The organism is Microbacterium longlingense, from assembly GCF_058349825.2.
In genome coordinates, this window is record NZ_JBYRJA020000003.1 from 1 (window position 1) to 26,854 (window position 26,854).

A 26,854-nucleotide genomic window follows, 5' to 3' on the forward strand; every position below is an offset into this window, starting at 1 on the left:
CGTTCAAGACCCCAAGTCAGTCAGGCGCAGAGTCAGGACGACCGCTGCGGGACTCCCACCACCATCATCACTGTCAGGCGCCGATCTCCTGGTAGGCGGCGAAGAGCAACGACTCGTCCGGCGCCTGCAGCACCGTCGGGCGGGCGATGTCATCGAGAACGATGAAGCGCAGCATCCCGCCGCGGCTCTTCTTGTCGCGCTGCATCGTGGCCTGCAACTGCGGCCACGCACCGGCCCGGTACGTCGTCGGCAGGCCGAGCGACTCCAGCACGTCGCGGTGGCGGGCGGCGGCGGCATCCGGGAGCCGCCCGGCGAGCCGCGAGAGCTCGGCGGCGAACACCATGCCGACCGAGACCGCCGCGCCGTGCCGCCAGCGGTAGCGCTCCGCGTGCTCGATCGCGTGCCCGAGGGTGTGCCCGTAGTTGAGGATCTCGCGCAGACCCGCCTCCCGGAAGTCCTCGGAGACGACAGACACCTTCATGTCGATCGCCAGCTCGATGCAGCGACGGAACTCGGCGCTGCGGACGTCCACGGCACGCTCAGGATCGCGCTCGATGATGTCGAGGATCTCTGGATGACGGACGAAACCGGCTTTGACCACCTCGGCGAAACCCGCCACCGCCTCGTTGCGAGACAGGCTCCCCAGCTCGTCGAGATCGCAGATCACCTCGCCAGGGGCCCAGAAGGCACCCACCAGGTTCTTGCCCTCCGCGGTGTTGATGCCCGTCTTGCCGCCGATCGATGCGTCCACCATCCCGAGCACGGTGGTCGGGATCTGGATCACCTGGATCCCCCGCAGCCAGGTCGCGGCGACGAAACCGGCGAGGTCGGTGACCGCACCCCCGCCGTACCCGATCACCGCGTCGGTGCGGGTGAAGTCGGACTGTCCCATGATCTGCCAGCAGAACGCTGCGACCTCGGCGCGCTTGCCCTGCTCCGCGTCGGGGATCTCGGCCAGCAGAACCTCACGCTGACCGTGCGTCGTGTCGGCCAGGATGCGCTCGCGCAGCGCAGCGGCCCGATCCGCCAGGGTGGGCGGATGCACCACCAGCACCTTGCGCACAGCGGGATCCAGCGCCTGCGACGCACGGTCGAGCAGATCGCGTCCCAGGGTGATCGTCGAGGCCGCAGCCCCGGTCACGTTCATCGTCGTCACCTGATCGTTCACCGGTTCTCCTTCGCCCATTCTGCGACCTTCTCGGCCACCCGGTACATCGGCGTGCTCGACGTGTCGAAGGTCACGTCTGCGACCTCGTCGTAGAGCGACCGCCGCTCTTCCATGATCGCGCTCCAGCGCGCGACCGGGTCCTCGTCCGCCGCCAGGAGCGGCCGGCCGGCTCCCCCGCGCAGACGCTCGGCGACCGCCGCGGCAGACACCCGCAGCTGCACCACCCACGTCCGGCGCAGCAGCGCACGCGTCTCCGGGTCCGTGACAGCCCCGCCGCCCAGCGAAACGACACCGTCGCCCGTCACCGCCTCCGCAACGGCCTGGCGTTCCCAGCCGCGGAAGACGGACTCGCCGTGGACGGCGAAGATGTCCGGGATGGGGCCGTGCTCCCGCACGATCTCTTTGTCCGTGTCGGTGAACGGCACGTCGAGGATCTTGGCGACCCGGCGCCCGACACTCGTCTTGCCGGCACCCATCGGACCGACCAGCACGAGCGCCGGGGACCGATCATCGGACGCGGGGGTCACAGCGCCGGGCCGGCGGCTTCCTCGTGGGCCAGCAGCGCCGCCTCCGAGGCCGGCGCCGTGCGCAGCTCCGCGGGGATCGCGGCCAGGTAGGACGCGAGGTTGCGCTGTGTCTCGGTGACGCTGTCGCCGCCGAACTTCTCCAGGACAGCGCGGGCCAGCTCGATCGCCGTCATCGCCTCGGCGACGACGCCCGCTGCCGGCACGGCGCACACGTCGGAGCGCTGGTGGTGAGCGGACGCGGCCTCGCCGGAGGCGACGTCGACCGTGCGCAGCGCCTTCGGCACCGTTGCGATGGGTTTCATGCCGGCGCGCACCCGCAGGACGGTTCCGGTGGACATGCCGCCCTCCGTTCCGCCGGCCCGGTCGCTCGAACGCGTGATGCCGTCCGCGGTGCTGAACAGCTCATCATGCGCTGCGGAGCCGCGGCGGCGGGTGGTCTCGAAGCCGTCGCCGACCTCGACGCCCTTGATCGCCTGGATGCTCATCAGCGCCTGGGCAAGGCGGCCGTCGAGTCGGCGGTCGAAGTGCACGTACGAGCCCAGACCCGGCGGCAGTCCGTATGCGAGTACCTCGACGATGCCGCCCAGGGTGTCGCCGTCCTTGCGGGCGTCGTCGACCTCTGCCACCATCCGAGCCGACGTCTCAGGGTCGGCGCAGCGCAGCGGGTCCTCGTCCAGACGCTGCACATCGTCCGGGGTGGGCAGCGGCGCTCCGTCGGGGACAGCGACAGGGCCGATGGAGATCGTGTGGCTGACCAGGCGGATGCCGAGCTCGGCGAGGAACGCCTTCGCGACGGCGCCGAGTGCGACGCGCGCAGCCGTCTCGCGCGCGCTCGCCCGCTCCAGGATGGGTCTGGCTTCGTCGAAGTCGTACTTCTGCATGCCCACGAGGTCGGCGTGGCCGGGGCGGGGCCGCGTGAGCGGGGCGCCACGCCCGCGGGAACGCTCCGTGAGCTCGACGGGCTCCGGGTTCATGACCTCGACCCACTTCGGCCACTCGGTGTTGCCGATGCGCAGGGCGATCGGGCTTCCGAGGGTGAGTCCGTGGCGGATACCGGTCGAGAGGGTCAGCTCGTCCTGCTCGAACTTCATCCGCGAACCGCGGCCATATCCCAGCTTGCGTCGCGCGAGATCGGCTTGGATCGCCTCCGCGGTGACGGGGACGCCGGCGGGAAGCCCCTCCATGAGGGCGATCAGTTCTTGACCGTGCGATTCGCCGGCCGTGAGCACACGAAGCATTCCCCTAGTCTTCCACGATTGCGGTGTCGTCCACGCCGGCCGGGCTCTCGATGGCGGCCCGCATCGCCACCACCACCGCAGACTCGTCCGGAAGGGGCGCTTCCGGGTCGCCGAGGAGAAACACCCGGACCTGCCGCACGGCCTGGTGCAGCAGCATCCCGCGTCCATCGACGGCACGGTGGCCTGCGGCCTGCCACGCCGCGGCGAGATCGGTCGGCCAGTGCCCGTAGACGACGTCGTAGAGCAGACCGCCAGACGCCGCGAGCACCGGCGCGAAGGCCGGATCCAGCCGCGCACCGCCAGGAAGGGTGGAGAGGGTCAGCGGGAGCGCGGGGTGCGGGCGGGCGTCGAAGGTGCCGGTGCGCACCGCGATGCCGAGCCGCTCCCCCAGGCCTGCCAGGGGCGCGGCGGCGTCCGGTCGCCGCACGATCATCTCGATGCCGCGCACGCCCAGCTCGCTCAGCGCGACCACAGCGGACGTCGCCGTCGCCCCGGCCCCGATGATGCGCACCTCGTCGGCCCCGTCGAAGCCGTGCTCGCGAAGATCCGCGACGATGCCGGCGACGTCGGTGTTGAAACCGTGCGGCCCACCCGCGCCGCCGAGCAGCAGCGTGTTGACCGCGCCGGTGAGCTCGGCCCGGCGATCGAGCACCGCGGCGGCGGCGTGCGCGACGCCCTTGAGGGGCATCGTGAGCGAGAGACCGCGCCAGCCGTCGTCCAGACCCGCCAGGGCGACGGCGAAGGCCCCCTCATCGACCCGGCGTCGGCCGTACGTCCATTCCCGTCCGAGCACCCGGTAGGCCGCCGCGTGGAGCTCCGGCGATCGACTGTGGGAGATCGGGTCGCCCCAGACGGCGAGCCGGGTGCGCGCGTTCATGCCACGCGCCTCAGCATCCGGAGTCGGGGTTCTCCGAGCACCACTGCTGCATCTGCTCGACGAAGACGAGGTGATCGGCGTAGGTCTCGGTGAACTCGGTCTGCCCGGTGTCGAGGTTGACCGTGACGAAGTACAGCCACGGGCCGTCCGCGGGCTTCAGAGCAGCGTCGATGGCGAGGTCTCCCGGATTGGCGATCGGCCCGGCGGGGAGGCCGGGGTGCACATACGTGTTGTACGGATTGTCGTCGTGCTGCGCCTCCTCCGACGTGCTCGCAGACCCCGCGTGCAGCTGCCCGTAGCCGTACTGCGCCGTCGAGTCCATCTGGAGCAGGCCATGCGTCTCCGGATTGTCCGGCAGCAGGCGGTTCTGGATCACGCGGGAGACCTTGTAGAAGTCGTCCTCGAAGCGAGCCTCGCGCTGGATGATCGACGCGATCGTGAGGACGCGCTGCTCATCACCGGCGGCGACGCCCGCATCGTTGAGCGACGTGCGGGTCCGCTCGACGAGGCGCGCGATGACGTCCGTGGCGGTCACGTCGGGCTCGAACTCGTAGAGCGCGGGGAACAGCCAGCCCTCCAGCGAGTCGGCCTGGACGCCGTAGGCCGACGGGTCGGCGACGGCAGCCTCCAGGTCTGCGAGGGGAATGCCCAGGCTCTCCGAGATCAGGGCGAGGCTCGCCGCCACGGTCAGCCCCTCTCGCAGCAGCACCGAGTTGTCCAGCTTGCTGGCGGGATCCAGGAGCGCGGTGAGCGCGTCCTCAGCCGTCATCTGCAGCTGCAGCCGGTACACCCCCGGGTAGAAGGTCGGCGATTCGTCCTTCTTCACCAGCAGATCGTAGAAGACGTCCTCCGTCTTGGTCACGCCGGCCTGGTAGAGCGACATCGAGACATCCGACCCGAGGTCGCCCTCGCTGATCGTCACCAGGGTCTCGCCATGCGCGAGCCCGGATTCGTAGTCCTTCGGCTCCCCCCAGCCCATCACCGCCACGATGCGGTCGCCGAACGCGTTCCACAGCGCCGCGACGCCCGCCCCGGCGCCGCCCAGGATCAGCAGCAGCACGATCACGCCCACCAGGCAGCCGCGCTTCTTGCGCGGTCTGTCGACCTTCCCGCCGCCGTCTTCGGTGAACAGCGCCGCGAGCGTGTCGGTGTCGTCAGGCACCGGTGCCGGGGTGGTCTGGCGTGGATCGGCTGCGACGGGTGCCGCCGCCTCTCCCGCCGTCAACGGCGCTGGGGCCGTGCCATCGTGCGGCGCCTGCCCGAGCGCGGCGGCCTCCGCTGCCTCCCGGGCAGCGCGGCGGCTCATCGGGGCGGGCGCTGCAGGGCCCGCGTCAGCACCATCGGGGGGCAGGTCGCTCATCGCTCTCCTTCTGTGCGGCTCCCCGGGGCTGGCTCATCAGGAGCCTCCCAGAGGATGCCGGCCGGTCCCCCCGTGCTCTTCTCGGTATCGATCGCGTGCTGCAGCAGCACGACAGCGGCGGCCTGGTCGATCACCGACCGCGAGGACCGCTGGCTGCGTCCGGCGGCGCGGAGCGAGGCGTGCGCGGTCACCGTGCTCAGACGCTCGTCCACGAGCCGTACCGGCACGGCGGCAGCCGCGGCGAGAGCGCCCGCGAACGCGCGCGCATCCTCGGTCGACGCGGTGTCCTCGCCGCGCAGATTCAGGGGCAGGCCGACCACCAACTCGAGCGGCTCATACTCCGCGGCGAGCTCCACCAGCCGGGCCACCGAGGCATCCGAACGGGGCACCGTCTCGACCGGGACGGCGAGAAGGCCGTCCGCATCGCAGCGCGCGACGCCGATCCGGGCTTTGCCCACATCGATCCCGAGCCGGATGCCCCGTCGGAAACCCGTCACGAGGCCGCCAGCGCCCGTTCGACGGCGACCAGCGCGGCCGGAATCGCTCCGGCATCGGCTCCGCCGCCCTGTGCGACGTCGTCCCGTCCGCCGCCGCCGCCCCCGAGCACCGACGCTGCCGTCTTGGCCAGCGCTCCGGCGCGCGCTCCCGCATCGCGTGCGGCGGGATTGGTCGCGACCACCACGAGCGGCCGTCCGGCGGCGACACCGGCCAGGGCAACGACAGCGGCGTCTGCGCCGAGCCGTTCCCGCACCGCGAGAGCGAGCTCACGCACGTCATCGCCGGAGCCGACGTCGCCGATCGACGCGCCGACGAAACGCACGCCGCCGACGACCGTCGCGGTCTCGGCGATGGCGGGGACCCGTCCCGCGCGCTCCTGGGCTTCGAACTGGGCGATCCGCTTCTCGGCAGCGCGCAGGTTCGCCGCGATCTCCGCGATCCGCTCCGGAAGCTGGTCCCGCGGGGTCTTCAACGCCCCGGTGAGCTGCGACACGATCGCGCGCTCCGCCGCAAGCTCACGGAACGCCTGCTGGCCGACGAGTGCCTCGATGCGGCGGTTGGAGGCACCCACCGACGACTCACCGACGATGCTGACCAGACCGACCTCCGCGCTCGTGCGCACGTGGGTGCCGGCACACAGTTCGCGCGACCACGGACCGCCGATGTCCACCATCCGCACCACGTCGCCGTACTTCTCGCCGAACAGCGCCATGGCGCCGGCGTCCTTCGCTTCATCCAGGCTGACGATTCGCGTCGTCACGTCAAGCGCATCCTGGACGGCGTTGTTGGCGATCTCCTCGATCTCGGTGCGCGTCTCGCCGGACAGCGCCTGGTTCCACGCGAAGTCGAAGCGCAGATAGCCCGGCCGGTTGAGCGACCCGGCCTGGGTGGCCGTGGATCCGAGCGTGTCGCGGAGCGCGGCGTGCACCAGGTGCGTGGCCGAGTGCGCCTGGCGGGCGGAGCGACGCCCCACGGCGTCGACGACGGTCGTGGCGCGATCATCGACCGCGACCGTCCCGCGTGAGACCTCCACGGTGTGGCTGATGAGGCCGGGCACCGGTCGCTGCACGTCCACGACGTCCAACGCGAAACCCGCGCCGATGATCGTGCCCTTGTCTGCCACCTGCCCGCCGGACTCGGCGTACAGCGTGGTCTCGGCGAGCACGACCTCTGCGGTCTGTCCCTCGGTCGCCTCGGTCACCGGCACGCCGTCGACGAGGATGCCGAGCACGCGCGACTCCGTCTCGAGGTCGTCATAGCCGACGAAGGCGGTCTCGCCGAGACCGCGCAGCTCGCGGTACACGGTGGTGTCGGCCAGCTGCCTGCGGCGGCTCTTGGCATCGGCCTTGGCGCGCGCCCGCTGCTCCTGCATCAGTGTGTCGAAAGCACCGCGGTCCACCTGCAGCCCGGCTTCCTCCGCGATCTCCAGAGTCAGGTCGATCGGGAACCCGTAGGTGTCGTGCAGGAGGAAGGCCTCGGACCCGGCCAGGGTCTCCGATCCGCTGTCCTTGGTCTCGGTCAGCGCGAGATCGAGGATCGTGGACCCCTGAGCGAGCGTGCGCAGGAAGGTCTCCTCTTCCGCGACCGCTGCGGAGGACAACCGATCCCAGTCCTCGACGAGCACCGGGTAGGCGGATCCCATCGCATCACGGGACGCGGTGAACAGTTCGGGGAATGTCGGCGCGTCGACCCCCAGCAGCCGCATCGCGCGGATGCTCCGGCGCATCAGGCGGCGCAGGATGTAGCCGCGGCCCTCGTTACCGGGACGCACCCCGTCGGAGAGCAGCATCAGCGAGGAACGCACATGGTCCGCCACGATGCGGAAGCGCACGTCGTCCGCATGGTCTGCGCCGTAGCGACGCCCGGACAGTTCGACGGCGCGGTCGAGCACCGGGCGCACCTGATCGGTCTCGTACATGTTCTCGGCGCCCTGCTTGATGAAGGCGACGCGTTCGAGACCCATACCGGTGTCGATGTTGCGCTTGGGCAGCGGACCTGCGATGTCGAAATCGACCTTGGAACGCACCTGCGTCAGCATGTCCTGCATGAAGACGAGGTTCCAGATCTCGGTGAACCGGCTGTCGTCGACCGCCGGTCCGCCGTCGTTGCCGTACCGGGGGCCGCGATCGAAGTAGATCTCGGAGCACGGGCCGCCAGGACCGGGCTGACCGGTGTGCCAGTAGTTGTCCTCCTTGCCCATGCGCTGAATACGCTCCGGGGGCAGGCCGGCGATCTCGCGCCAGAGGTCTGCGGCCTCGTCGTCGGTCTCGTAGACCGTGACCCAGAGGTCGCGCTCGGCGAAGCCGAGGCCGCCGTCCGCCTCCGATGAGGTCAGCAGCTCCCATGCGTAGCCGATGGCCTCGCGCTTGAAGTAGTCGCCGAAAGACCAGTTGCCGAGCATCTGGAAGAAGGTTCCGTGCCGGGCGGTCTTGCCCACCTCTTCGATGTCGTTCGTGCGGATGCACTTCTGCAGGTCGGCCGCCCGCGGGAAGGGTGCTGGCACGACTCCGGTCAGATAGGGGACGAAGGGCACCATGCCCGCGATGGTGAACATCACGGTGGGGTCGTCGCTGACCAGCGACGCCGACGGAACGATGGTGTGGTTGTTCTTCTCGAAGTAGTCGAGGTATCGCTGGGCGATCTCCGCGGTTCTCATTCAGCTCTCGTCGTCGTCAGTTGCGGAAAGGCGAGCCTCCTGCGCATGGAAGGCTTCGGTGATGAGCCCGGTGAACTCGTCGATGCGGGCATCGACCTCCGCCAGGACCTCATGCGTGCGCGGGTCTTTGTTCATGAAGTGCGCGGCGACGAATCCGCCGATCACGCCGGTCAGGAACCACACCAGGTTCTTCATGTCGTCTTCCTCGCCTTCGGGGCCGTGTTGTGCGGCCCGTCCATCGTATGCAGAAAGACCGCCGGCGGGTGGTTCTCGCGGGCGGGCGGATACGACAGGGGGCGCCGGTCTCCCGGCGCCCCCTGTCGCGCGCGATCAGCGAGCCGCGTAGTACTCGACCACGAGCTGCACCTCACAGGTCACGGGGACCTCGGCGCGCTTGGGGCGACGCAGCAGGCGGGCCTGCAGCTTGTCGAGCTCGACCTCGAGGTAGCCCGGAACCGCGGGCAGGACCTCGGCGTGACCACCGGCAGCGGCGACCTGGAACGGCTCCAGCGCCTCGCTCTTCGGCTTGACGTGGATGAGCTGCCCCGGCTTCACGCGGAACGACGGGCGGTCGACGAGCTGGCCGTCCACCATGATGTGGCGGTGCACGACGAGCTGGCGAGCCTGTGCGGTGGTGCGGGCGAAGCCGGCGCGGAGGACGAGGGCATCGAGACGCATCTCGAGCAGCTCGACCAGGTTCTCACCGGTCAGGCCGTCGGTGCGGCGGGCCTCGTTGAACGCGATGCGCAGCTGCTTCTCGCGGATGCCGTACTGCTCACGCAGACGCTGCTTCTCGCGCAGACGGACGGCGTAGTCGCTGTCGGCCTTGCGCTTGGTGCGACCGTGCTCACCCGGAGCGTACGGACGCTTCTCGAGGTAGCGGGCGGCCTTCGGGGTGAGTGCCACGCCGAGAGCGCGGGACAGGCGGACCTTGCGGCGGTCCTGGGACTTCGTGACCACGAAGCATTCCTTCCGATGACGCGGCCGTGGCTTTCACGACTCGCGGACGTATCGCCCCGCTCCGCCCGACCGCGCGCACGCCGGGGCGCAGTGGTTCGGTGTTCCAGAAGCAGGGGGATGCCCGAAAACACGGTTTCGAGCCGATCCAGCTTATCAGGTGTGGCCCCGCCCTTCTCCCGCCGAACGCGGTCGGCGCCGGCGGGCTCAGTCCACCGGCCGGAGCATCGAGTCGACCAGCACGGTCCCTGCGCCGAAGCGCCGGTCCATCTCCCGCTGGATGCGGCCGTCGTCGTGCACGACGCTGACCAGGACGACACCGGCCACGGGGTTCCACCCGACGCCCTGGTATGCACCCCAGCCGTTGCCGGGCCCGTTCTCCGCCTCGATTCCCGCGATCACGTCGTCCACGACGGCCGCGATCTCTGCCGCGGACCGCGACGCCTCGCTCACGCACAGCATGCCGCCCCACACCTCACGCAGCGCGGCCTCGGCGGCGACCGTGTCTCCCACGAGGCTGACGTTGTAGATCGTGAGCATCGGATCGTTCATCCCGGAGAGCTGGGCCTCGATCTCCGCCGTCGTCGCGTCGTCGCCCCGTTCGACATCCGACCACGGGTTCGGCGACGGGTCTGCCCACATCGCCGCGTATCCCTCGAGCTGCTCCGCGCGGGCCCCGAGCTGCTGTTCTGCCTCGAAAGTGGCGCGCTCCGGATCGAGCACGCGCCAGCCGCCGGTCGGCTCCGGGCAGGGCGTGGTCGGCTCGACGTCGGCCGCGGACGCGTTCGCCGGCGCATCGGATCCGTCGGCGGATGCCGCATCGACCAGCACGGCCGTCCCGGCCGCCTCGTCCCACCGCACCTCCACGAGGTAGACGCCCCACCGGATCCCGCCGGCGTCCTCGTAAGGTCCGGGAGCCGTCTCCCAGTCCCAGCCCGTCAGCTCCGGCCCACCGCAGCCGGGTGGGATGGTCTGCACGAGGCCGCCAAGACACAGCTGGGTACGTCCCCCGTCGGTCAGCACCGTCACCGGGTGCCCCGGTGTCAGGAGCCGGTCCGCCGCGGCCGAGGCCCCGGCCCCGGGAGCGCTCTCCTCGGCGGATACCGGCCCGGTGCACCCGCTGGCGAGCAGGATCATCACGGTCGCCACGCCGGCCGTCGCCGCGCGGCGCGCGCTTCGCTCGCCGATGCTGTTCCTCCGACCGATCATGTCTCCCCCTCCGCGCCGCTGGCTCCTCCGCTGCCCCTCGCAGAACCGGTGTCGCTGGCACCCGAATCGTCTCACGATCCCTCCGCAGGCGCAGATATCGGTGTCAGACGGGCACGCGGCCGGCTCTGGCGTGGCGATTCGTCGACGCGGCCGACCTCGGGGAGCCGTCGACGGAGAGCGGGTTCTGACCCGGGGCGGGGAGGGCGTTCAGCCGCCGTCGAGGATCTTCCGGATGCGCTCGAGCCGCGCCCCCACCTCGCGTTCGGTACCGGCGGGCTTCGGGGTGTAGTAGCGCCGGCCGCGCAGCTCGTCGGGCAGGTACTGCTGCGGCACCACGCCCAGCTCGCTGTCGTGCGGGTAGACATATCCCTTGCCGTGGCCGAGGCGCTTCGCTCCCGGGTAGTGCCCGTCGCGCAGGTGCACGGGGACCCGCCCGAAGCCGCCCGCCCGCACATCGGCGATCGCCGCGTCGATACCCGTGTACGCGGCGTTCGACTTCGCCGCCGTGGCGAGGTACACGGTCGCCTCCGCGAGCGGGATCCGTCCCTCCGGCATCCCGATGAACGCCACGGCATCCGCGGCCGCCACCGCCAGCGGCAGCGCATGGGGGTCGGCCAGGCCGATGTCCTCCGCGGCGGAGATCACCAGCCGCCGGGCGATGAAGCGGGGATCCTCCCCCGCCTCGACCATGCGCGCGAGATAGTGCAGCGCCGCATCCGGATCGGAACCGCGGATCGACTTGATGAAGGCGCTGATGACGTCGTAGTGCTCATCGCCCTGACGGTCGTAACGCAGCAGCGCACGATCGACGGCCTGCGCCACGTCGTCGGCGGTGACCTCTGGCGCCGCTCCCTCCACAGCGCGATCCGGAGCGCCCGCGACCGAGGCCGCCGCTTCCAGACCCGTCAGAGCGCGGCGGCCGTCGCCCGAGGCGAGCCGCACGAGAGCAGCACGGGCGTCCTCCCCCACCACGATCCGCCCGGCGAAGCCGCGGGCATCGGCGACCGCGCGGTCGATGAGGTCGCCGATGTCGTCATCGCTGAGCGGCTGCAGCGTGAGCAGGAGCGATCGGGACAGCAGCGGGGATATCACCGAGAACGAGGGGTTCTCCGTGGTCGCCGCGATCAGGATCACCCACCCGTTCTCCACGCCCGGCAGCAGCGCGTCCTGTTGCGCCTTGGTGAACCGGTGGATCTCGTCGAGGAACAGGATCGTCGATTGACCGTACAGATCGCGCTGGGTGAGCGCCTCCTGCATCGCCTCACGCACGTCCTTCACCCCGGCGGAGATGGCCGACAGCTCGATGAAGCGGCGGCCGGAGGACCGGGCGATCGCCTGAGCCAGGGTCGTCTTGCCGGTGCCCGGCGGGCCCCAGAGAATCATCGATACCGTGCCGCCGGACCGCAGCGGACCCTTCTCCTGCGAGTCGGGATCGGCAAGGGTGACGATCGGCGAGCCGGGCCGCAGCAGATGCTTCTGCCCGGCGACCTCATCGAGCGACACCGGGCGCATGCGCACGGCCAAGGGCGTATGACCGCTCATCAGGGGCGCAGGCGAACTCACCCGTCCAGGCTATCCGGGGCGTCCGACATCCGGCGCGGAACTCCGGCTCGCGCAGATCGCACGCCGCCTCCGGCCGCATCATCGCTAGGCTGACTGTTGTCCTGTCCCTACTCCCGCGGGCACGTCCCGCGCAAGGAGCTCCCCGTGACTGCCAACGAGTCCGCCGTCCCCACCCCGCCGCAGCCCGCGCCGACGCCCGCACCGGGTCCGCGCCCGGCCGCACCGAGCGTCGTCCCCGCCGCAGCCCAGCGCTCGGCATCGGCGTCGGAATGGGGCCGTGTCGACGACGCCGGCGTCGTCTCCGTCCGTGAGGGCGACCAGTGGCGCGTCGTCGGCGAATACCCAGACGGCACCCCGGACGAAGCCCTCGCCTACTTCGTGCGCAAGTACGACGACCTCTCCTTCAAGGTGCGCACCATCGAGCAGCGCCACGCGGGCGGCGGCGCATCGGCGTCTGAGCTGCGCCGCCAGGCGACACACCTGCTGGGCGAGCTCGCCGATGCCGCCGCCGTCGGTGACCTCGCCGCCCTCCGCGCTCGCCTCGACGTGCTCGTCGCAGAGCTCGCGGAGGCATCGGCCGCCGAATCGCAGCAGGCCAAGGAGGCCCTGGATCTGGCTATCGCTGAGCGCACCCAGCTCGCCGAGGCCGCGGAGGCTCTTGCGGCGAAGGATCCCGCGACGGTCCAGTGGAAGGCGATGACGGCCGATATGACGGCCCTCTTCGACCAGTGGCAGCAGCACCAGCAGACCGCGCCGCGCCTGCCCAAGGGTGTCTCCCAGCAGCTGTGGAAGCGCTTCCGCGACGCGCGCTCGATCGTCGATCGCAACCGTCGGGCGTTCTTCGCCGATCTGGATGAGCAGCACAAGAGCGCGCGTGATCAGAAGAACCGCCTGATCGCGCAGGCCGAGGCGCTCGCTCCCCGTGGTTCCGACGGCATCCCCGCCTACCGCGACCTGCTCGACGAGTGGAAGCGCAGCGGCCGGGCGGGACGCAAGGCGGACGACGCGCTCTGGGCCCGTTTCAAGGCGGCGGGCGATGCGCTCTACGCCGCGCGGGCCGAGCAGTCCGCCGCGGACGAGGCGGAGTCTGCCCCCAAGATCGAGCTGCGCACAGCGCTCCTCGAGGAGGCGAAGGCCGTCGCGGACGAGGCCGATATCGCCAAGGCCCGCGCCCTGCTCACCGGCATCCAGCGTCGCTGGGACGAGGTGGGCCGCATCTTCCCGCGGGACAAGGAGCGCGCCCTCGACGACCGCCTCCGCGTGATCGAGCAGGCGCTCAAGGCGCGCGAGGATCTCGACTGGAAGCGAAACAACCCGGAGACCAAGGCTCGCGCCGGATCGATGGCACAGCAGCTGCAGGATGCGATCGCGCGTCTCGAAGGCGAGAAGGCCGCGGCCGAGGCCGCCGGCAACGCCAAGGCGGCTGCCGAGGCCGCTGAGGCCCTCGAAGCGCGCCGGGCGTGGCTCGCCGCCCTCAGCTGAGCCCGGTTTTTCCGACTCCACCGGATGCCGCGGGTTCTCCACATCGTGTGGAACCCGCGGCATCCGGCATGGCGGTGCGGTGCATGCTCGTGGCATGAGCACACTCCTGCTACGTCCCTTCGATCGGCTCTCCCTCGCTGAGCTCAGCGCGGCGCGGCTCGACGGGCACCTCGTCGAGCTGGGCGACGCCTATGTCCCCGCAGACACGGCGGAGGACGCCGCCATGCGTGCGGCGTCCATCGCGCATCTCATCGCCGTATCGTCGCAGCTCGCGTTCTGCGGGCGCAGCGCCGCGTGGATCCACGGGGCGCGCGACGCCCCTCCCGCGCACCACGAGGCCCGGTCTGCGGGCTCGCAGCACGCTCGCACGACGCTCTCCGCGGCCATCGCGCTGCGCGCCAGGCCGATGCTCCCGACCGAGGTACAGCAGATCGGCGGGGTGCGCGTCGCCACGGCGGATGCCGTGCTGCTCGAGCTCGCGATGGACGTCGAACGCAGGCCGGACAGCATCGACTGGGTGCGCGCGCTCGCGGCGATCTCCCCCCACGCGCTCGTCCGCGCCCTCGCCCGCCTGGACAGCATCCGACGACGCCCCGGCAGTCGCACTGCACGGCGCGTGCTCGCCGCGTGCGCGACGGATCAGGACGAGGTCACGCGGTAGACGTCGTAGACCGCTTCGATCCGACGCACGGCGTTGAGCACCCGATCGAGGTGGACGATGTCGCCCATCTCGAACACGAAGCGGCTGAGCGCCAGCCGGTCGTTGGTGGTGGACACGGTGGCAGAAAGGATGTTCACGTGGTGCTCGCTGAGCACGCGAGTGACATCGGAAAGCAGTCCGGAACGGTCAAGCGCCTCGACCTGGATGTGCACGAGGAAGACGCTCTTCGACGTGGGCGCCCAGCTGACCTCGACCAGACGCCCCGGCTCGGCAGAGAGGGCCGCCACGTTGACGCAGTCCGTGCGGTGCACCGAGACGCCGCTGCCGCGCGTGACGAAGCCGACAATCTCATCGCCCGGCACCGGGGTGCAGCACTTGGCGAGTTTGACGAGGATATCCGACGCGCCCTTCACCAGCACACCGGAGTCGCCGCCCCGCGATGGTCGGCTGGGCACCGGAACCTCGATGGCTCCCGTGCTGGTGTCCTCCGCCGGCCCGACCAGCGCGGTCACCTTCTCGAGCACCGACTGGGTGGACACGTGTCCTTCGCCGACGGCGGCGTAGAGGGCCGAGACGTCCTCGTAGCGCATCTGCTGCGCCGCCTTGAGGAAGATCTCCTGGCCCATCAGGCGCTGCAGCGGCAGGTTCTGGCGGCGCATCGCGCGGGCGATGGCCTCCTTGCCCTGTTCGATCGACTCCTCGCGGCGTTCCTTGGTGAACCAGCCGCGGATCTTGTTGCGGGCACGGGTGCTCTTGACGAAGTGCAGCCAGTCCTGGCTCGGGCCCGCATCCGGGCTCTTCGAGGTGAAGACCTCGACGACGTCCCCGCTGTGCAGCTCCGTCTCGAGCGGCAGGAGGCGGCCGTTGACCTTGGCGCCCATGGTGCGGTGACCGACCTCGGTGTGCACGGCATAGGCGAAGTCCACCGGCGTCGCCCCAGCGGGAAGCCCGATCACGCGTCCCTTCGGCGTGAAGACGTAGACCTCCTTGGCGCCGATCTCGAAGCGCAACGAGTCAAGGAACTCGCTCGGGTCGGCCGTCTCCGCCTGCCAGTCCGAGATGCGCGCCAGCCACGCCATGTCCATGTCGGTATTGGTCGGCAGCGCATCGGACCGGCCACCCGCCATCCGCTCCTTGTACATCCAGTGCGCGGCGACGCCGAACTCCGCCTGCTGATGCATCTCGTGCGTGCGGATCTGGATCTCGACCGTGCGCCCTCCTGGGCCGATCACCGTCGTGTGCAACGACTGGTAGAGGTTGTACTTCGGGGTGGCGATGTAGTCCTTGAACCGGCCGGGCAACGGCGTCCAGCGCGCGTGAATCGCGCCGAGCACCGCATAGCAGTCGCGCACCGAGTTCACCAGCACACGAATGCCGATCAGGTCGTAGATGTCGTCGAACTCGCGCCCCCGCACGACCATCTTCTGGTACACCGAGTAGAGCTGCTTGGGGCGTCCGGCGACCTTGCCGCGGATGCGAAGATCACGCAGATCCTCCTCGACCGCGACGACCACCTGCTGCAGATAGCTTTCGCGCTGCGGGGTGCGCTGGGCGATGAGACTCTCGATCTCGGCGTAGATCTTCGGGTGGAGCACAGCGAACGAGAGGTCCTCGAGCTCGCTCTTGATGGTCTGGATACCGAGTCTGTGCGCAAGCGGCGCGTAGATCTCGAGGGTCTCCTTGGCCTTCCGCGCCGACTTCTCCGGCGGAACGAATCCCCAGGTGCGAGCGTTGTGCAGCCGATCCGCGAGCTTGATGAGCAGCACGCGGATGTCCCGCGACATCGCCACGATCATCTTGCGGACCGTCTCGGCCTGGGCGCTCTCGCCGTACTTGACCTTGTCGAGCTTGGTGACCCCGTCCACGAGCATCGCGATCTCCGCGCCGAACTCCTCGGTGAGCTCGGTCAGCGAGTATCCGGTGTCCTCGACGGTGTCGTGCAGGAGCGCGGCAGCGATCGCGCGGGGACCGAGGCCGAGGTCGGCGAGGATCTGTGCGACAGCGAGCGGGTGGGTGATGTAGGGCTCGCCGCTCTGGCGCTTCTGACCGGTGTGCTTCTCCGCGGCTACCGCATAGGCGCGCTCGATGATCGTCAGATCGCCACGGGGGTGGTTCGCCCGCACGGTGCGCAGGAGGCCGTCCAGCCCCATCACCTTGGGCGCACGAGAGAAGATCCGCGGCACCAGACGGCGCAGACTGGATCCCTGTGCGACGCCGACCTCGCTCATCGCCACCTCCCTAAGAGTTCAATCTTAGGGGGCCGCGCAGGCTCCCGATGTCCGGGGAGCGGAGTCCGCTGTCGCTGTGATGGGCGACAGCGGACTCCGGGGGATTCAGTCGTCTGCAGAGGCGTTGCGCTCGCGCTCCTCGCGCAGGCGGCGATCATGCCGGGCGATGTCCGACTCCCCTTCACGGAAGAGGGAGTACAGCGGTGCGGCGACGAAGATCGTCGAGTAGGTGGCGACGATGATGCCGACGAAGATCGACAGCGAGATGTCGGTGAGGGTCTCCGCCTTCAGCCAGAGCGCACCGAGGAAGAGGATCGCGCCGACCGGGAGAGCGGCGACCACGGAGGTGTTGATCGACCGGACCAGGGTCTGGTTGACCGCGAGGTTCACCGACTCCCCGAATGTTCGCCCGGATCCCCCTGTGGTGTTCTCCCTGATCTTGTCGAACACCACGGTGGTGTCGTAAAGCGAGTACGCCAGGATCGTCAGGAACCCGATCACCGCGGCCGGGGAGATCTCGAATCCCGCCAGAGCATAGACGCCCACGGTGATCACCAGCACGTCGAGGAGCCCGATGATGGCTGCGGCCGACATCTTCCAGGTGCGGAAGTAGATCGCCAGGATCAGGAATGTCAGGGCCAGGAAGATGGCCAGCCCCCACAGGGACTGCCGGGTCACGCTCTCGCCCCAGCTGGGGCCGATGAACGAGTCGTTCACGGCCTCCGCGTCCACGTCATAGGCGGCGGCCAGGGCGGCGGCGACCTGCTGGGTCTCGGTGGCGCTGAGCTGGTCGGTCTGGACGCGGATGTCCTGGCCGCCGATCGTCGTCACACGCGACGTGGCGCCCGGCACGATGTTGCGCACCGTCTCGGTCGCCAGGCCCTGGTCGGTGTTCGCCGGGGCCTCGACGGTGAACTGCGAGCCGCCGGTGAACTCGATCGAGAACTGCACCGGCCGGATCAGCGGGACCAGCGCAGACCCGACGACCAGCGCGATAGCGATGATGAACCACAGGCGGCGCTTCCCGACGAAGGGGAACGAGGTCTTGCCGGTGTAGAGATCGTTTCCGAACTGTTCGATGGTGCGCATCACGCGTCTCCCTCTCCGGTGCCGGCCTGAGCCTCGGCCCGTTTGCGCTCTGCGATGGTCTGACGACGCTCTGCCTCCCCGCGCGAGCGGGCGTTGCGTGCTGCGCGTCCCTCCGAGCCCACCCGCACCTGCCGGTAGCTGGTGCGGGAGTCGTAGACGGCGCCGAGTGCCTGCGGATCCATGCCAGAGAGTGGATGGCCGCCCCCGAAGAACCGGGTGCGCGCGAGGATCTGCATCACCGGGTGCGTGAACACGACGAAGATCAGCACGTCGATCACCGTGGTGAGGCCGAGAGTGAAGGCGAAGCCCTTCACCGTGGCGTCGGCCAGGATGAACAGCACCACCGCGGCGAGGATGTTGATGGACTTGGAGATGTAGATCGTCCGCTTGGCGCGCCCCCAGCCGTCCTCGACGGCCGCCGTGATCGACTTGCCGTCGCGGAGCTCGTCTCGGATGCGCTCGAAGTACACGATGAACGAGTCCGCGGTGAAGCCGATCGACACGATGAGACCGGCGACACCGGCCAGCGACAGGCGGAAGCCCATGCGCCACGCGAGGATACAGACGGCGATATAGGTGAGCACGGCCATCACAGCGATCGACGCGATGATGACGAAGCCGAGCGCGCGATAGCTGATGAGCGAGTAGATCGCCACCAGCGCGAGGCCGACGAGACCGGTGATCAGACCGATCTGCAGCTGCTGCGAACCGAGGGTGGCGGAGATCGTGTCGGAGCTGACCACGGTGAAGCTCAGCGGCAGCGCACCGTAGCGCAGCTGATCGGCGAGGACCGTAGCACTCTCCTGGGTGAAATCACCGCTGATGCTCGGGCGGCCGTCCAAGATGAGCGCCTGCATGCGCGGGGCGGAGATCACCTGGCCGTCGAGCACGAACGCGAACTGGTCCTGCGGAGACGCAGCCTGATAAAGACGGTTGCTGATCTCGGCGAAGGTCTTGGTGCCGGGGTCGTCGAAGGAGAGCTGCACGACCCACAGGCCGCGCTGCTGCTCGAAACCGGAGCGGGCGTCGGTGATCGCGGTGCCGTCCATCTCCACCGGGCCAAGCAGATAGCGCACCGCGCCGTCCGGGCTGCAGGCGACGAGGGCTTCGTCGGTCGGTGCATGGGCGGCGTCGTTGGACGAATCTGCGCAGTCGTAGGACAGCAGTTCCGCCTGCTTGTACTCGGTCATCCACGCCACGTCGCTGCCGTTGGTGGGCTCCGGCGACGGGGTCGACTGCATCGTCGGGTCCGGCGTCGGGTACGGCGTCTCGTTGCCGTCCTCCCCGACGTAGCTCGTAGGGCGATCGGTCGCGGCGATCACCGCGCGCAGCTGAAGCTGGGCACTGGCCTGGATGCGCTCGCGGGTCTCGTCATCGGCACGCCCGGGGATCTGGACGACGATGTTGCGGCCGCCCTCGGTGGTGATGTCCGACTCCCCCACGCCGGAGGCGTCGACGCGCTGACGGATGATCGCCGCCGCCTGATCGAGCTGGTCCTGCGTCGGGTTCGAGCCATCGGGTGTGTCGGCCTCGAGGATGATCTGGGTGCCGCCCTGGAGGTCGAGGGCGAGCTCGGGGGTCCAGGAGCTCTGCTGGAATCCGTAGACGCCGAGGGCGTTGATCCCGAACAGGACCGCCGTGGCGATGATCAGGCCGGCGAGGACACGCCGGGCATGACGGACGGGGGATGAAGCTGCCAAGGGGTTACGGACTTTCTAGGAAGCTCGCGAGAGCGCTGTCAGGAAAGCGGATTCACGAGGGTGAGCCGCCGAAGCGGGGTCACTTCTTGTCGTCGGCGTCGCCCTCGAGGCGGGCGCGGGTCTCCTCGGGCGTCTCGAGTGTCGCCTCAGAGGGGAGATCGTCGAGGATGACCTGCTCCTCCTCGACGTCGGCGCTCTCGTCGGTCGGGTCGATGACGCGCAGGATGGCCTGCGAGTGCATGTCGATCACGACGCCCGGGGCGATCTCCACCCGGACCGGGGCGTCGAGGTCGTCGACGTCGTAGGAGACGATCGTCCCGTAGAGGCCGCCCTGCATGAGCACGCGGGCGCCGGGAACCGTCTCGCGGCGCTTCTTCTCCTGCTCGTCGCGCATCCGCTGATTGCGGCGGCGGGTGCTCATGATCATGAAGACGAGCAGAGCGCCCAGGAGGATGAGCATGCCGTACTGGCCGAGGAAGTCCATAGTGAGGCGGGGCCTTTCGAAAGCGTTGCGCGCCGTCGACGACGCCGGACATGGGGCTGAGGACAGCCTTCAGAATTATAGGCCATCGAGCACGGCGTCGCCCTCGGATCTCGGCAGGCCCAGGTGCACGTAGGCCTCCGGCATGGCGATGCGTCCGCGCGGCGTGCGCCCGATGAAGCCGATGCGCACGAGATACGGCTCCACCACGCTCTCCACGGTGTCTGGTTCTTCGCCGACGGCGACAGCGAGGGTGCTGAGGCCCACCGGTCCCCCGCGGAAGCGACGCACCAGGGCCTCGAGCACGGCTCGGTCGAGGCGGTCCAAGCCGATGCTGTCGACGTCGTAGAGATCGAGGGCGCGACGCACGTCGTCGAGGGTCGCCGAGGGGCCGTCGCCGTGGACCAGCGCATAGTCGCGCACCCGGCGCAGAAGACGGTTGGCGATACGCGGGGTGCCGCGAGACCGCAACGCGATCTCATCGCGCGCCACCGCGGGGAGCGCGACGCCCAGGACACGGGCCGAACGGTCGATCACCTGCTCGAGCTCGTCCGCCCCGTAGTACTCCAGGTGACCGGTGAAGCCGAAGCGGTCGCGCAGCGGGTTGGGCAGGAGCCCGGAACGCGTGGTCGCGCCGACGAGGGTGAACGGCGCGAGCTCCAGGGGGATGCTCGTCGCGCCGGCGCCCTTGCCGACCATGATGTCGATGCGGAAGTCCTCCATCGCCAGATACAGCATCTCCTCTGCGGAGCGCGCCATGCGGTGGATCTCATCGATGAACAGCACTTCCCCCGGGGTGAGGGAGGACAGCAGGGCGGCGAGATCGCCCGCGTGCTGGATCGCCGGTCCGCTGGAGAGCCGCAACGGACGCGCGCTCTCGTGCGCGACGATCATCGCGAGGGTGGTCTTGCCGAGACCAGGCGGGCCGGCGAGGAGGATGTGATCGGCGGGACGGCTCTGGATGCGTGCGGCATCGAGCAGGAGCTGCAGCTGTCCGCGGACTTTGGGCTGACCCACGAAGTCGCCGAGACTCGACGGGCGCAGTGCGCCCTCGATGGCGAGCTCGACGTCGTCGACCGGCTCCGATGCGTCGAGGTGCTCAGCCACGCGCGCCGCCCGGAGCCCGGCCCAGGGAGGCCAGCGCCACGCGCAGCAACGCGGCGACGGAATCGCGGTCGCCGGGTGCGGCGTCTTCGATGGTCTGCGCTGCGGCCTCTGCGGCGATCTTCTCGCTCCAGCCGAGTCCGACCAGTGCTGCGGACAGCTGCTCCGTGACGGCGGGCGTCGACGGCGTGGCTGCGCCGCCGGGGGCCGTGGCGAGGGCGCCCAGCTTACCGCTGAGCTGGACCACGATGAGCTTGGCCGTCTTCGGGCCGATTCCCGAGACGCGTCGGAACGGGGCATCGTCATCGGCCGCCACGGCCCCGGCGATCTGCTCGACCGTGAGGTGCCCGAGCACGCCGAGAGCAGATTTCGGCCCCACTCCGCTCACGCTCAGGAGATGCTGGAAGACCTCGAGCTCGAGAGCGTCGCCGAAACCGTAGAGCGACAGCGCATCCTCACGCACGATCAGCGCCGTGTGCAGGAAGGTGTCGTCGCCGACCACGGCGGACGCCGCGACGGCGCCGGTCACGGCGACGGCGAAGCCGACACCGCCCACCTCGACGACGAGGGAATCGGTCCCGCGCGAGCGCACGGTTCCACGCAGGGAGGAGATCACCCTTCCACCCTAGACGCGCGGTCGTATATATGTTCGAGCGACACGCTCGGCATCAGCCCACGCCCGCTGCGCCGGGGTGAGCGCCGAGGAATCGGCCACGGCGCCGCCGGAACGCCAGGCGTGGCACAGCGCGATCGCCAGGGCGTCCGCGGCGTCCGCGGGGGTCGGCGGGGCATCGAGCCGCAGGATGCGGGCGATCATCGCCTGCACCTGCCGCTTGTCCGCGGCGCCGTAGCCGGTCACGGCGGCCTTGACCTCGCTCGGCGTGTGGGTCGCTGCCGGGAGACCGGCCTCCGCTGCGACGAGAAGCGCGACGCCACTGGCCTGCGCTGTGGCCATCACGGTCTGCTTGTTGTGCTGCGCGAACACCCGCTCGACGGCGACGGCATCGGGGCTCACCGCGACGATCACCTGGCGGATACCCGCTGCGACCGCCGCGAGCCGCTCGTGCACGGGGGCATCCGGCGGGGTGCGCACGACGCCGACGTGCACCAGGGTCGCCCGCCGCGAGCGATCGACGTCGACCACACCGACGCCACACCGGGTGAGACCGGGGTCGATGCCGAGCACGCGGCGGGTCGCAGACGTCACCGTCTCAGCGTATGCGGCGGCGCCCGGCCAGGGTCTCCCCCGCGCCGGGCGCCGCCGGATGCACAGGACTCTCAGTCGTCGTTCTCGAGCTCCGCCTGCACGTCCGCGGTCAGGTCGAAGTTGGTGAAGACGTTCTGCACGTCGTCGCTGTCCTCGAGGGCGTCGATCAGCCGGAAGACCTTGCGGGCGGTGTCCGCGTCGATCTCGACCTTCAGGTTGGGGACGAACTCCACGTCGGCAGACTCGTAGTCGATCTCGGCCTGCTGCAGCGCAGAACGCACCGAGACGAGATCGGAGGCCTCGGTGATGACCTCGTAGCCCTGGGCGTGCGGCTCGATCTCCTCGGCGCCGGCCTCGAGAGCCGCGATCATGACGTCGTCCTCGGTGGTGCCCTCCGAGCCGACCACGATGACGCCCTTGCGCGTGAAGTTGTACGCGACGCTGCCCGGGTCTGCGAGGTTTCCGCCGTTGCGCGAGAGCGCCGTGCGCACCTCGGCGGCCGCACGGTTCTTGTTGTCGGTCAGACACTCGATCATGAGCGCGACGCCGCCGGGGCCGTAGCCCTCGTACATGATCGAGACGTACTCGACGGCCTCGCCGCCGATGCCGGCTCCACGCTTGATCGCACGCTCGATGTTGTCCTTGGGGACCGAGGTCTTCTTCGCCTTCAGCACCGCGTCGTACAGCGTCGGGTTACCGGCCTGGTCGGGACCGCCGAGCTTCGCCGCGACCTCGATGTTCTTGATGAGCTTGGCCCAGGACTTCGCACGGCGTGCGTCGATGACCGCCTTCTTGTGCTTGGTCGTGGCCCACTTGGAGTGTCCGGACATATGTCTCCGCTCGTATCTGCACGCCCGTGCTCTGCGGGCGGTGGCTCGCGACGGTTCCGCGCCGGAGCCGTCGTCCATTGTAAAGGAGGGCGTGTCTGACCGTCGTTTCCGCGATCGGCCGCGCGCCGTTCTCGCACATGTGCACCGGACTCGGCCTGCCGGAGGGTCGCCGTGCGAGCGAGCACACATGGGCGAACGACGCGGCGAGACGACCTACGAGGCGCGTTCGGCCACCCGCTCGAGGAAGCGGCGGTGGAACCGCGTCTCCCCCGTGATCTCCGGGTGAAAGCTCAGACCCAGCAGATTGTCCTGTTCGACGGCCACCACCCGGCCATCGCCGAGGGCGGCCAGAACCGACGCCGCCGGTCCGACCGCCTCCACGACCGGGCCACGGATGAACGCTGCGTGCACGGCCTCCCGGCCGAGCGCCGGCACGTCGAGGTCGACCTCGAAGGACTCCGTCTGCCGCCCGAAGGCGTTGCGGCGCACCACGATGTCCAGGCCGCCGAACGACTCCTGCCCGGCGATCGCGTCGAGCACGGTGTCGGCGAGCAGGATGAGCCCGGCGCACGTGCCGAGCACCGGCATCCCCGCAGCGATGGCAGCACGGATCGGCTCCTGCATCCCGAACGCTCGCGCCAGCTTGTCGATCACGCTCGACTCGCCCCCGGGCAGCACCAGGCCGTCGACCGCGGCGAGCTCCGCAGGCCGCCGCACCAGCACCGTGTCGGCGCCCAGGTCCGCGAGCACGGACGCATGCTCGCGGACGTCGCCCTGCAGGGCGAGGACGCCGACCCTCAGGTTGTCACCAGCCACGCTCGGCCAGGCGGTGGGGTGCGGGAAGGTCGGCGACGTTGATGCCGACCATGGCCTCGCCGAGCCCGCGCGACACCTCGGCGATCACGGCGGCGTCGTCGGCGAACGTGGTCGCCTTCACGATCGCGGCGGCACGCTTGGCCGGCTCCCCCGACTTGAAGATGCCGGAGCCGACGAACACGCCGTCGGCGCCCAGCTGCATCATCATCGCGGCATCGGCCGGCGTCGCCACGCCGCCGGCCACGAACAGCACCACGGGCAGCTGACCGGTCTCCGCAACCTCTGCGACCAGGTCGTACGGCGCCTGGAGGTCCTTCGCCGCGACATACAGCTCGTCACGGGAGAGACTCGACAGGGCCGCGATCTCGCTGCGGATCCGACGGATGTGCTTCATCGCCTCCGAGATATCCCCCGTGCCCGCTTCGCCCTTCGAACGGATCATGGCTGCACCCTCGGTGATACGGCGCAGGGCCTCGCCGAGATTCGTGGCGCCGCAGACGAACGGCACGTCGAAGCCCCACTTGTCGATGTGGTTGACGTAGTCGGCGGGCGAGAGCACCTCGGACTCGTCGATGTAGTCGACGCCGAGCTCCTGCAGCACCTGGGCTTCGACGAAGTGACCGATGCGTGCCTTGGCCATGACCGGGATCGAGACGGCCTCGATGATGCCGTCGATCATGTCGGGGTCGCTCATGCGCGAGACACCACCCTGCGCGCGGATGTCGGCGGGCACCCGCTCGAGGGCCATGACGGCGACGGCGCCGGCGTCTTCCGCGATCTTCGCCTGATCGGGCGTGACGACGTCCATGATGACGCCGCCCTTGAGCATCTCGGCGAGGCCCCGCTTGACGCGGGCGGATCCGGTGGTGGCTTCGGTCATGGCCGCTCCCTGGGTTCGGTGCTGTCGCGGATGGCAGCGACGCACAGTTTGTCATAGGCCAATGATTGACCTATGCCAGAATCTACCATGTTCCTCTCGTACACTTCGAACATGCCTCGAACCGCGTCGGACCTCCGCACCGGAATCCGCGGCACCTCCGCCGCCGAGATCGCCGACAGCATCCGTGAGCTCCTCGAACGCGGCGAGCTCGGGGCGGGCGACGCGCTCCCTCCGGTGCGCTCCCTCGCCGAGACACTCGGAGTGAACCGCAACACGGCGATGGCCGCATACCGCCTGCTCGCCCAGGCCGGTCTGGTCATCTCGCGCGGACGGGGCGGAACCGTCGTCGCCGAACGCTCCCGAGCGCCGCAGGAGGGCTTCGCCGGAGCCACCGCGCTGCACGACATCGGCACAGGCAACCCTGACCCGCGGCTCATCCCGAGCCCCGCCGCAGCCCTGCCCCGCGTGACCGGCCGCCCTGTCCTCTATGGCGAGCCCGTGATCGACGCCGATCTGGAACGCTGGGCGGCGGCGTGGATGTCCGACGCCATCCCTGCCCGGCGGGCGTTCCGTCTGACGATCACCGCCGGGGCGGTTGACGCCGTCGAGCGCCTGCTCAGCCAGGCCCTCACCCGCGACGACGCCGTCGCGTTGGAGGACCCCTGCTTCCTCGCGAGCATCCAGACCGTGAAGCTCGCCGGATACCGCGTGGTGCCCGTTCCGGTCGATGCGGAGGGCATGACCCCCGACGGACTGCGCGCGGCGATCGCCGCCGGCGTGCGGGCGGTGGTGTGCACACCGCGCGCCCAGAACCCGACCGGCGCCAGCCTGAGCCGGCGACGCGCGGCCGAGCTCCAGGAGATCCTCGCGGCGCACCCCTACCTTCTGGTGATCGAAGACGATCACTTCTCGATGCTGTCGCAGCGCCCCTACCAGTCGCTCATCGGCGCGGGGCACCAGCGCTGGGCACTGGTGCGCTCTGTGTCGAAGTTCCTCGGCCCGGACATGTGCCTCGCCGTGACGGCGTCGGACCCGGAGACCGCGGACCGGCTCGGCCTTCGCCTGAGCCCGGGCACGACCTGGGTGAGCCACCTGCTGCAGCGCCTGACGGCGGCCCTCGTGACCGAGCCGGAGATCGTGGCGTCGATCGCCGAGGCCGGCCGTCACTACGCCGTGCGCAACGCCGCGTTCGCGGACCGCCTGCGCGCCCACGGCCTGGTCGCCGAGGCCGCCGACGGGCTCAACCTCTGGGTGCGGCTGCCGGTGCCCGCGCGCACGGTGGCGACCCTCCTGGAGGCCCGCGGCTGGCTGGCCCGCACCGGAGACGAGTTCGTGCTCGACGGCGCGAGCGCGCGGGATCATCTGCGCCTCACCGTGCATGACCTCGATGACGCCGACGCGGCGCGGCTGGCGGCCGATATCGCCGCGACCGTCTCGGCGGCCGCCGCAGAGGTGGGATGATCGAGCGATGAAGATCCTCTCCATCCAGTCCGCGGTCGCCTACGGCCACGTCGGCAACTCGGCAGCGGTGTTCCCGCTGCAGCGGATCGGCGTGGAGGTGCTTCCGGTCTACACCGTCACCTTCTCCAATCACACCGGGTACGGCGCGTGGCGCGGTCCGCTGATCGACCCGGCTGACGTCGCCGAGGTCATCACCGGCATCGAGGAGCGCGGCGTGTTCGGCGACATCGATGCCGTGCTCTCCGGCTATCAGGGCGGCGAGGGCATCGCCGACGTCATCATCGACGCCGTGGCACGGGTCAAGGCGGCGAACCCGCGCGCCGTCTATGCGTGCGACCCGGTGATGGGCAATGCGAAGTCCGGTTGCTTCGTCGCACCGGCCATCCCGGTGCTCCTGCGCGACCGGGTCGTACCGGTCGCCGACATCATCACTCCGAATCAGTTCGAACTGGGGTTCCTCACCGGCACGGAGCCGGACACACTGGCGTCGACCCTGGACGCGGTGGACGCGGCCAGGGCGATGGGGCCGCGCACCGTGCTCGTCACCAGCGTCGAGCGCCCGGACCGGGAGGCCGACACCATCGAGATGCTCGCCGTCGACGACCGTGGCGCGTGGGTCGTGCAGACCCCGCAGCTGCCGATGAAGGCGAACGGCTCCGGCGATGTCACCGCAGCGCTGTTCACCGCGCACTATGTGCGTACCGGCGACGCCGCCGACGCGCTCGCGCGCACAGCGTCGAGCGTCTTCGATCTGCTGTCGAACACGCTGACGTCCGGCGAGCGTGAGCTGCAGCTGATCGAGTCGCAGGAGGCCTACGCGCACCCGCGGATGCAGTTCGCGGTCCGGCAGGTGCGCTGACGC

The 26,854-nt window shown here is 70.0% G+C and carries 25 protein-coding genes; 4 read left to right on the forward strand and 21 right to left on the reverse strand.

Going from position 1 to position 26,854, the window contains the following annotated elements; genetic code table 11:
- Positions 1–73 precede the first annotated feature (73 nt).
- The 11 genes from aroB to AC3RXY_RS05320 form a co-directional block, all read right to left on the reverse strand.
- The gene (gene aroB, locus AC3RXY_RS05270) at positions 74–1,147 is read right to left on the reverse strand and encodes a 3-dehydroquinate synthase (RefSeq protein WP_491510143.1); all 1,074 of its coding nucleotides are present in this window, start codon (positions 1,145–1,147) and stop codon (positions 74–76) included.
- Between the two features lie 17 nt (positions 1,148–1,164).
- The gene (locus AC3RXY_RS05275) at positions 1,165–1,644 is read right to left on the reverse strand and encodes a shikimate kinase (RefSeq protein WP_491510144.1); all 480 of its coding nucleotides are present in this window, start codon (positions 1,642–1,644) and stop codon (positions 1,165–1,167) included.
- A 47-nt stretch (positions 1,645–1,691) separates the two neighbouring features.
- Complete coding sequence (gene aroC, locus AC3RXY_RS05280; protein WP_491509856.1) at positions 1,692–2,933, reverse strand: chorismate synthase; 1,242 nt, start codon at positions 2,931–2,933, stop codon at positions 1,692–1,694.
- 4 nt (positions 2,934–2,937) lie between these two features.
- On the reverse strand, positions 2,938–3,810 hold the full coding sequence (locus AC3RXY_RS05285; RefSeq protein ID WP_491509857.1) for a shikimate dehydrogenase family protein: 873 nt from the start codon (positions 3,808–3,810) through the stop codon (positions 2,938–2,940).
- A 10-nt stretch (positions 3,811–3,820) separates the two neighbouring features.
- Entirely contained in the window at positions 3,821–5,170 is a 1,350-nt protein-coding gene (gene mltG / locus AC3RXY_RS05290) for an endolytic transglycosylase MltG (RefSeq protein ID WP_491509858.1), read from the reverse strand.
- Positions 5,167–5,667, reverse strand: coding sequence for a Holliday junction resolvase RuvX (gene ruvX / locus AC3RXY_RS05295; RefSeq protein WP_491509859.1), 501 nt, complete (start codon positions 5,665–5,667; stop codon positions 5,167–5,169). The genes mltG and ruvX overlap by 4 nt, the downstream gene beginning before the upstream one ends.
- The gene (gene alaS / locus AC3RXY_RS05300; protein WP_491509860.1) at positions 5,664–8,324 is read right to left on the reverse strand and encodes an alanine--tRNA ligase; all 2,661 of its coding nucleotides are present in this window, start codon (positions 8,322–8,324) and stop codon (positions 5,664–5,666) included. The genes ruvX and alaS overlap by 4 nt, the downstream gene beginning before the upstream one ends.
- Positions 8,325–8,519, reverse strand: coding sequence for a hypothetical protein (locus AC3RXY_RS05305; RefSeq protein ID WP_491509861.1), 195 nt, complete (start codon positions 8,517–8,519; stop codon positions 8,325–8,327).
- Between the two features lie 135 nt (positions 8,520–8,654).
- Complete coding sequence (gene rpsD, locus AC3RXY_RS05310; RefSeq protein ID WP_491509862.1) at positions 8,655–9,284, reverse strand: 30S ribosomal protein S4; 630 nt, start codon at positions 9,282–9,284, stop codon at positions 8,655–8,657.
- Between the two features lie 204 nt (positions 9,285–9,488).
- The gene (locus tag AC3RXY_RS05315; protein WP_491509863.1) at positions 9,489–10,490 is read right to left on the reverse strand and encodes a hypothetical protein; all 1,002 of its coding nucleotides are present in this window, start codon (positions 10,488–10,490) and stop codon (positions 9,489–9,491) included.
- A gap of 207 nt (positions 10,491–10,697) precedes the next feature.
- Positions 10,698–12,032 carry a replication-associated recombination protein A gene (locus AC3RXY_RS05320; protein ID WP_491510145.1) on the reverse strand — a complete coding sequence of 445 codons (1,335 nt, stop codon included), beginning with the start codon at positions 12,030–12,032 and terminating at the stop codon, positions 10,698–10,700.
- A 165-nt stretch (positions 12,033–12,197) separates the two neighbouring features.
- Here AC3RXY_RS05320 and AC3RXY_RS05325 point away from each other — a divergent pair, with 165 nt between their 5' ends.
- Both AC3RXY_RS05325 and AC3RXY_RS05330 read left to right on the forward strand, forming a co-directional pair.
- The gene (locus tag AC3RXY_RS05325; protein WP_491509864.1) at positions 12,198–13,535 is read left to right on the forward strand and encodes a DUF349 domain-containing protein; all 1,338 of its coding nucleotides are present in this window, start codon (positions 12,198–12,200) and stop codon (positions 13,533–13,535) included.
- Between the two features lie 94 nt (positions 13,536–13,629).
- The gene (locus AC3RXY_RS05330) at positions 13,630–14,196 is read left to right on the forward strand and encodes a type IV toxin-antitoxin system AbiEi family antitoxin (RefSeq protein ID WP_491509865.1); all 567 of its coding nucleotides are present in this window, start codon (positions 13,630–13,632) and stop codon (positions 14,194–14,196) included.
- On the opposite strand, the gene AC3RXY_RS05335 is transcribed toward AC3RXY_RS05330, so the two are convergent.
- From AC3RXY_RS05335 to pdxS, 10 genes are all read right to left on the reverse strand, one after another.
- Positions 14,175–16,424: a RelA/SpoT family protein gene (locus tag AC3RXY_RS05335; RefSeq protein ID WP_491509866.1), complete on the reverse strand. Its 2,250-nt coding sequence runs from the start codon at positions 16,422–16,424 to the stop codon at positions 14,175–14,177. The two genes, AC3RXY_RS05330 and AC3RXY_RS05335, sit on opposite strands and share 22 nt — an antisense overlap.
- Before the next feature lie 105 nt (positions 16,425–16,529).
- On the reverse strand, positions 16,530–17,513 hold the full coding sequence (gene secF, locus AC3RXY_RS05340; protein WP_491509867.1) for a protein translocase subunit SecF: 984 nt from the start codon (positions 17,511–17,513) through the stop codon (positions 16,530–16,532).
- On the reverse strand, positions 17,513–19,213 hold the full coding sequence (gene secD, locus AC3RXY_RS05345; protein ID WP_491509868.1) for a protein translocase subunit SecD: 1,701 nt from the start codon (positions 19,211–19,213) through the stop codon (positions 17,513–17,515). Before secD ends, secF begins: the two co-directional genes overlap by 1 nt.
- A 79-nt stretch (positions 19,214–19,292) precedes the next feature.
- Positions 19,293–19,697 carry a preprotein translocase subunit YajC gene (locus AC3RXY_RS05350; RefSeq protein ID WP_491509869.1) on the reverse strand — a complete coding sequence of 135 codons (405 nt, stop codon included), beginning with the start codon at positions 19,695–19,697 and terminating at the stop codon, positions 19,293–19,295.
- A 75-nt stretch (positions 19,698–19,772) separates the two neighbouring features.
- Positions 19,773–20,801: a Holliday junction branch migration DNA helicase RuvB gene (gene ruvB, locus AC3RXY_RS05355; protein WP_491509870.1), complete on the reverse strand. Its 1,029-nt coding sequence runs from the start codon at positions 20,799–20,801 to the stop codon at positions 19,773–19,775.
- Entirely contained in the window at positions 20,794–21,414 is a 621-nt protein-coding gene (gene ruvA / locus AC3RXY_RS05360; protein ID WP_491509871.1) for a Holliday junction branch migration protein RuvA, read from the reverse strand. Before ruvA ends, ruvB begins: the two co-directional genes overlap by 8 nt.
- Before the next feature lie 9 nt (positions 21,415–21,423).
- Positions 21,424–22,005: a crossover junction endodeoxyribonuclease RuvC gene (ruvC, locus tag AC3RXY_RS05365; protein ID WP_491509872.1), complete on the reverse strand. Its 582-nt coding sequence runs from the start codon at positions 22,003–22,005 to the stop codon at positions 21,424–21,426.
- A gap of 71 nt (positions 22,006–22,076) precedes the next feature.
- Entirely contained in the window at positions 22,077–22,835 is a 759-nt protein-coding gene (locus AC3RXY_RS05370) for a YebC/PmpR family DNA-binding transcriptional regulator (RefSeq protein WP_491509873.1), read from the reverse strand.
- Positions 22,836–23,048: 213 nt separating this feature from the next.
- Entirely contained in the window at positions 23,049–23,651 is a 603-nt protein-coding gene (gene pdxT, locus AC3RXY_RS05375) for a pyridoxal 5'-phosphate synthase glutaminase subunit PdxT (protein WP_491509874.1), read from the reverse strand.
- On the reverse strand, positions 23,641–24,531 hold the full coding sequence (gene pdxS, locus AC3RXY_RS05380) for a pyridoxal 5'-phosphate synthase lyase subunit PdxS (protein WP_491509875.1): 891 nt from the start codon (positions 24,529–24,531) through the stop codon (positions 23,641–23,643). Before pdxS ends, pdxT begins: the two co-directional genes overlap by 11 nt.
- Before the next feature lie 111 nt (positions 24,532–24,642).
- Here pdxS and AC3RXY_RS05385 point away from each other — a divergent pair, with 111 nt between their 5' ends.
- Both AC3RXY_RS05385 and pdxY read left to right on the forward strand, forming a co-directional pair.
- A complete protein-coding gene (locus AC3RXY_RS05385; RefSeq protein ID WP_491509876.1) occupies positions 24,643–25,992 on the forward strand; it encodes an aminotransferase class I/II-fold pyridoxal phosphate-dependent enzyme in 1,350 nt (449 codons plus the stop codon).
- Positions 25,993–25,999: 7 nt separating this feature from the next.
- Complete coding sequence (gene pdxY / locus AC3RXY_RS05390; protein ID WP_491509877.1) at positions 26,000–26,851, forward strand: pyridoxal kinase PdxY; 852 nt, start codon at positions 26,000–26,002, stop codon at positions 26,849–26,851.
- The last annotated feature ends 3 nt before the right edge of the window (positions 26,852–26,854 follow it).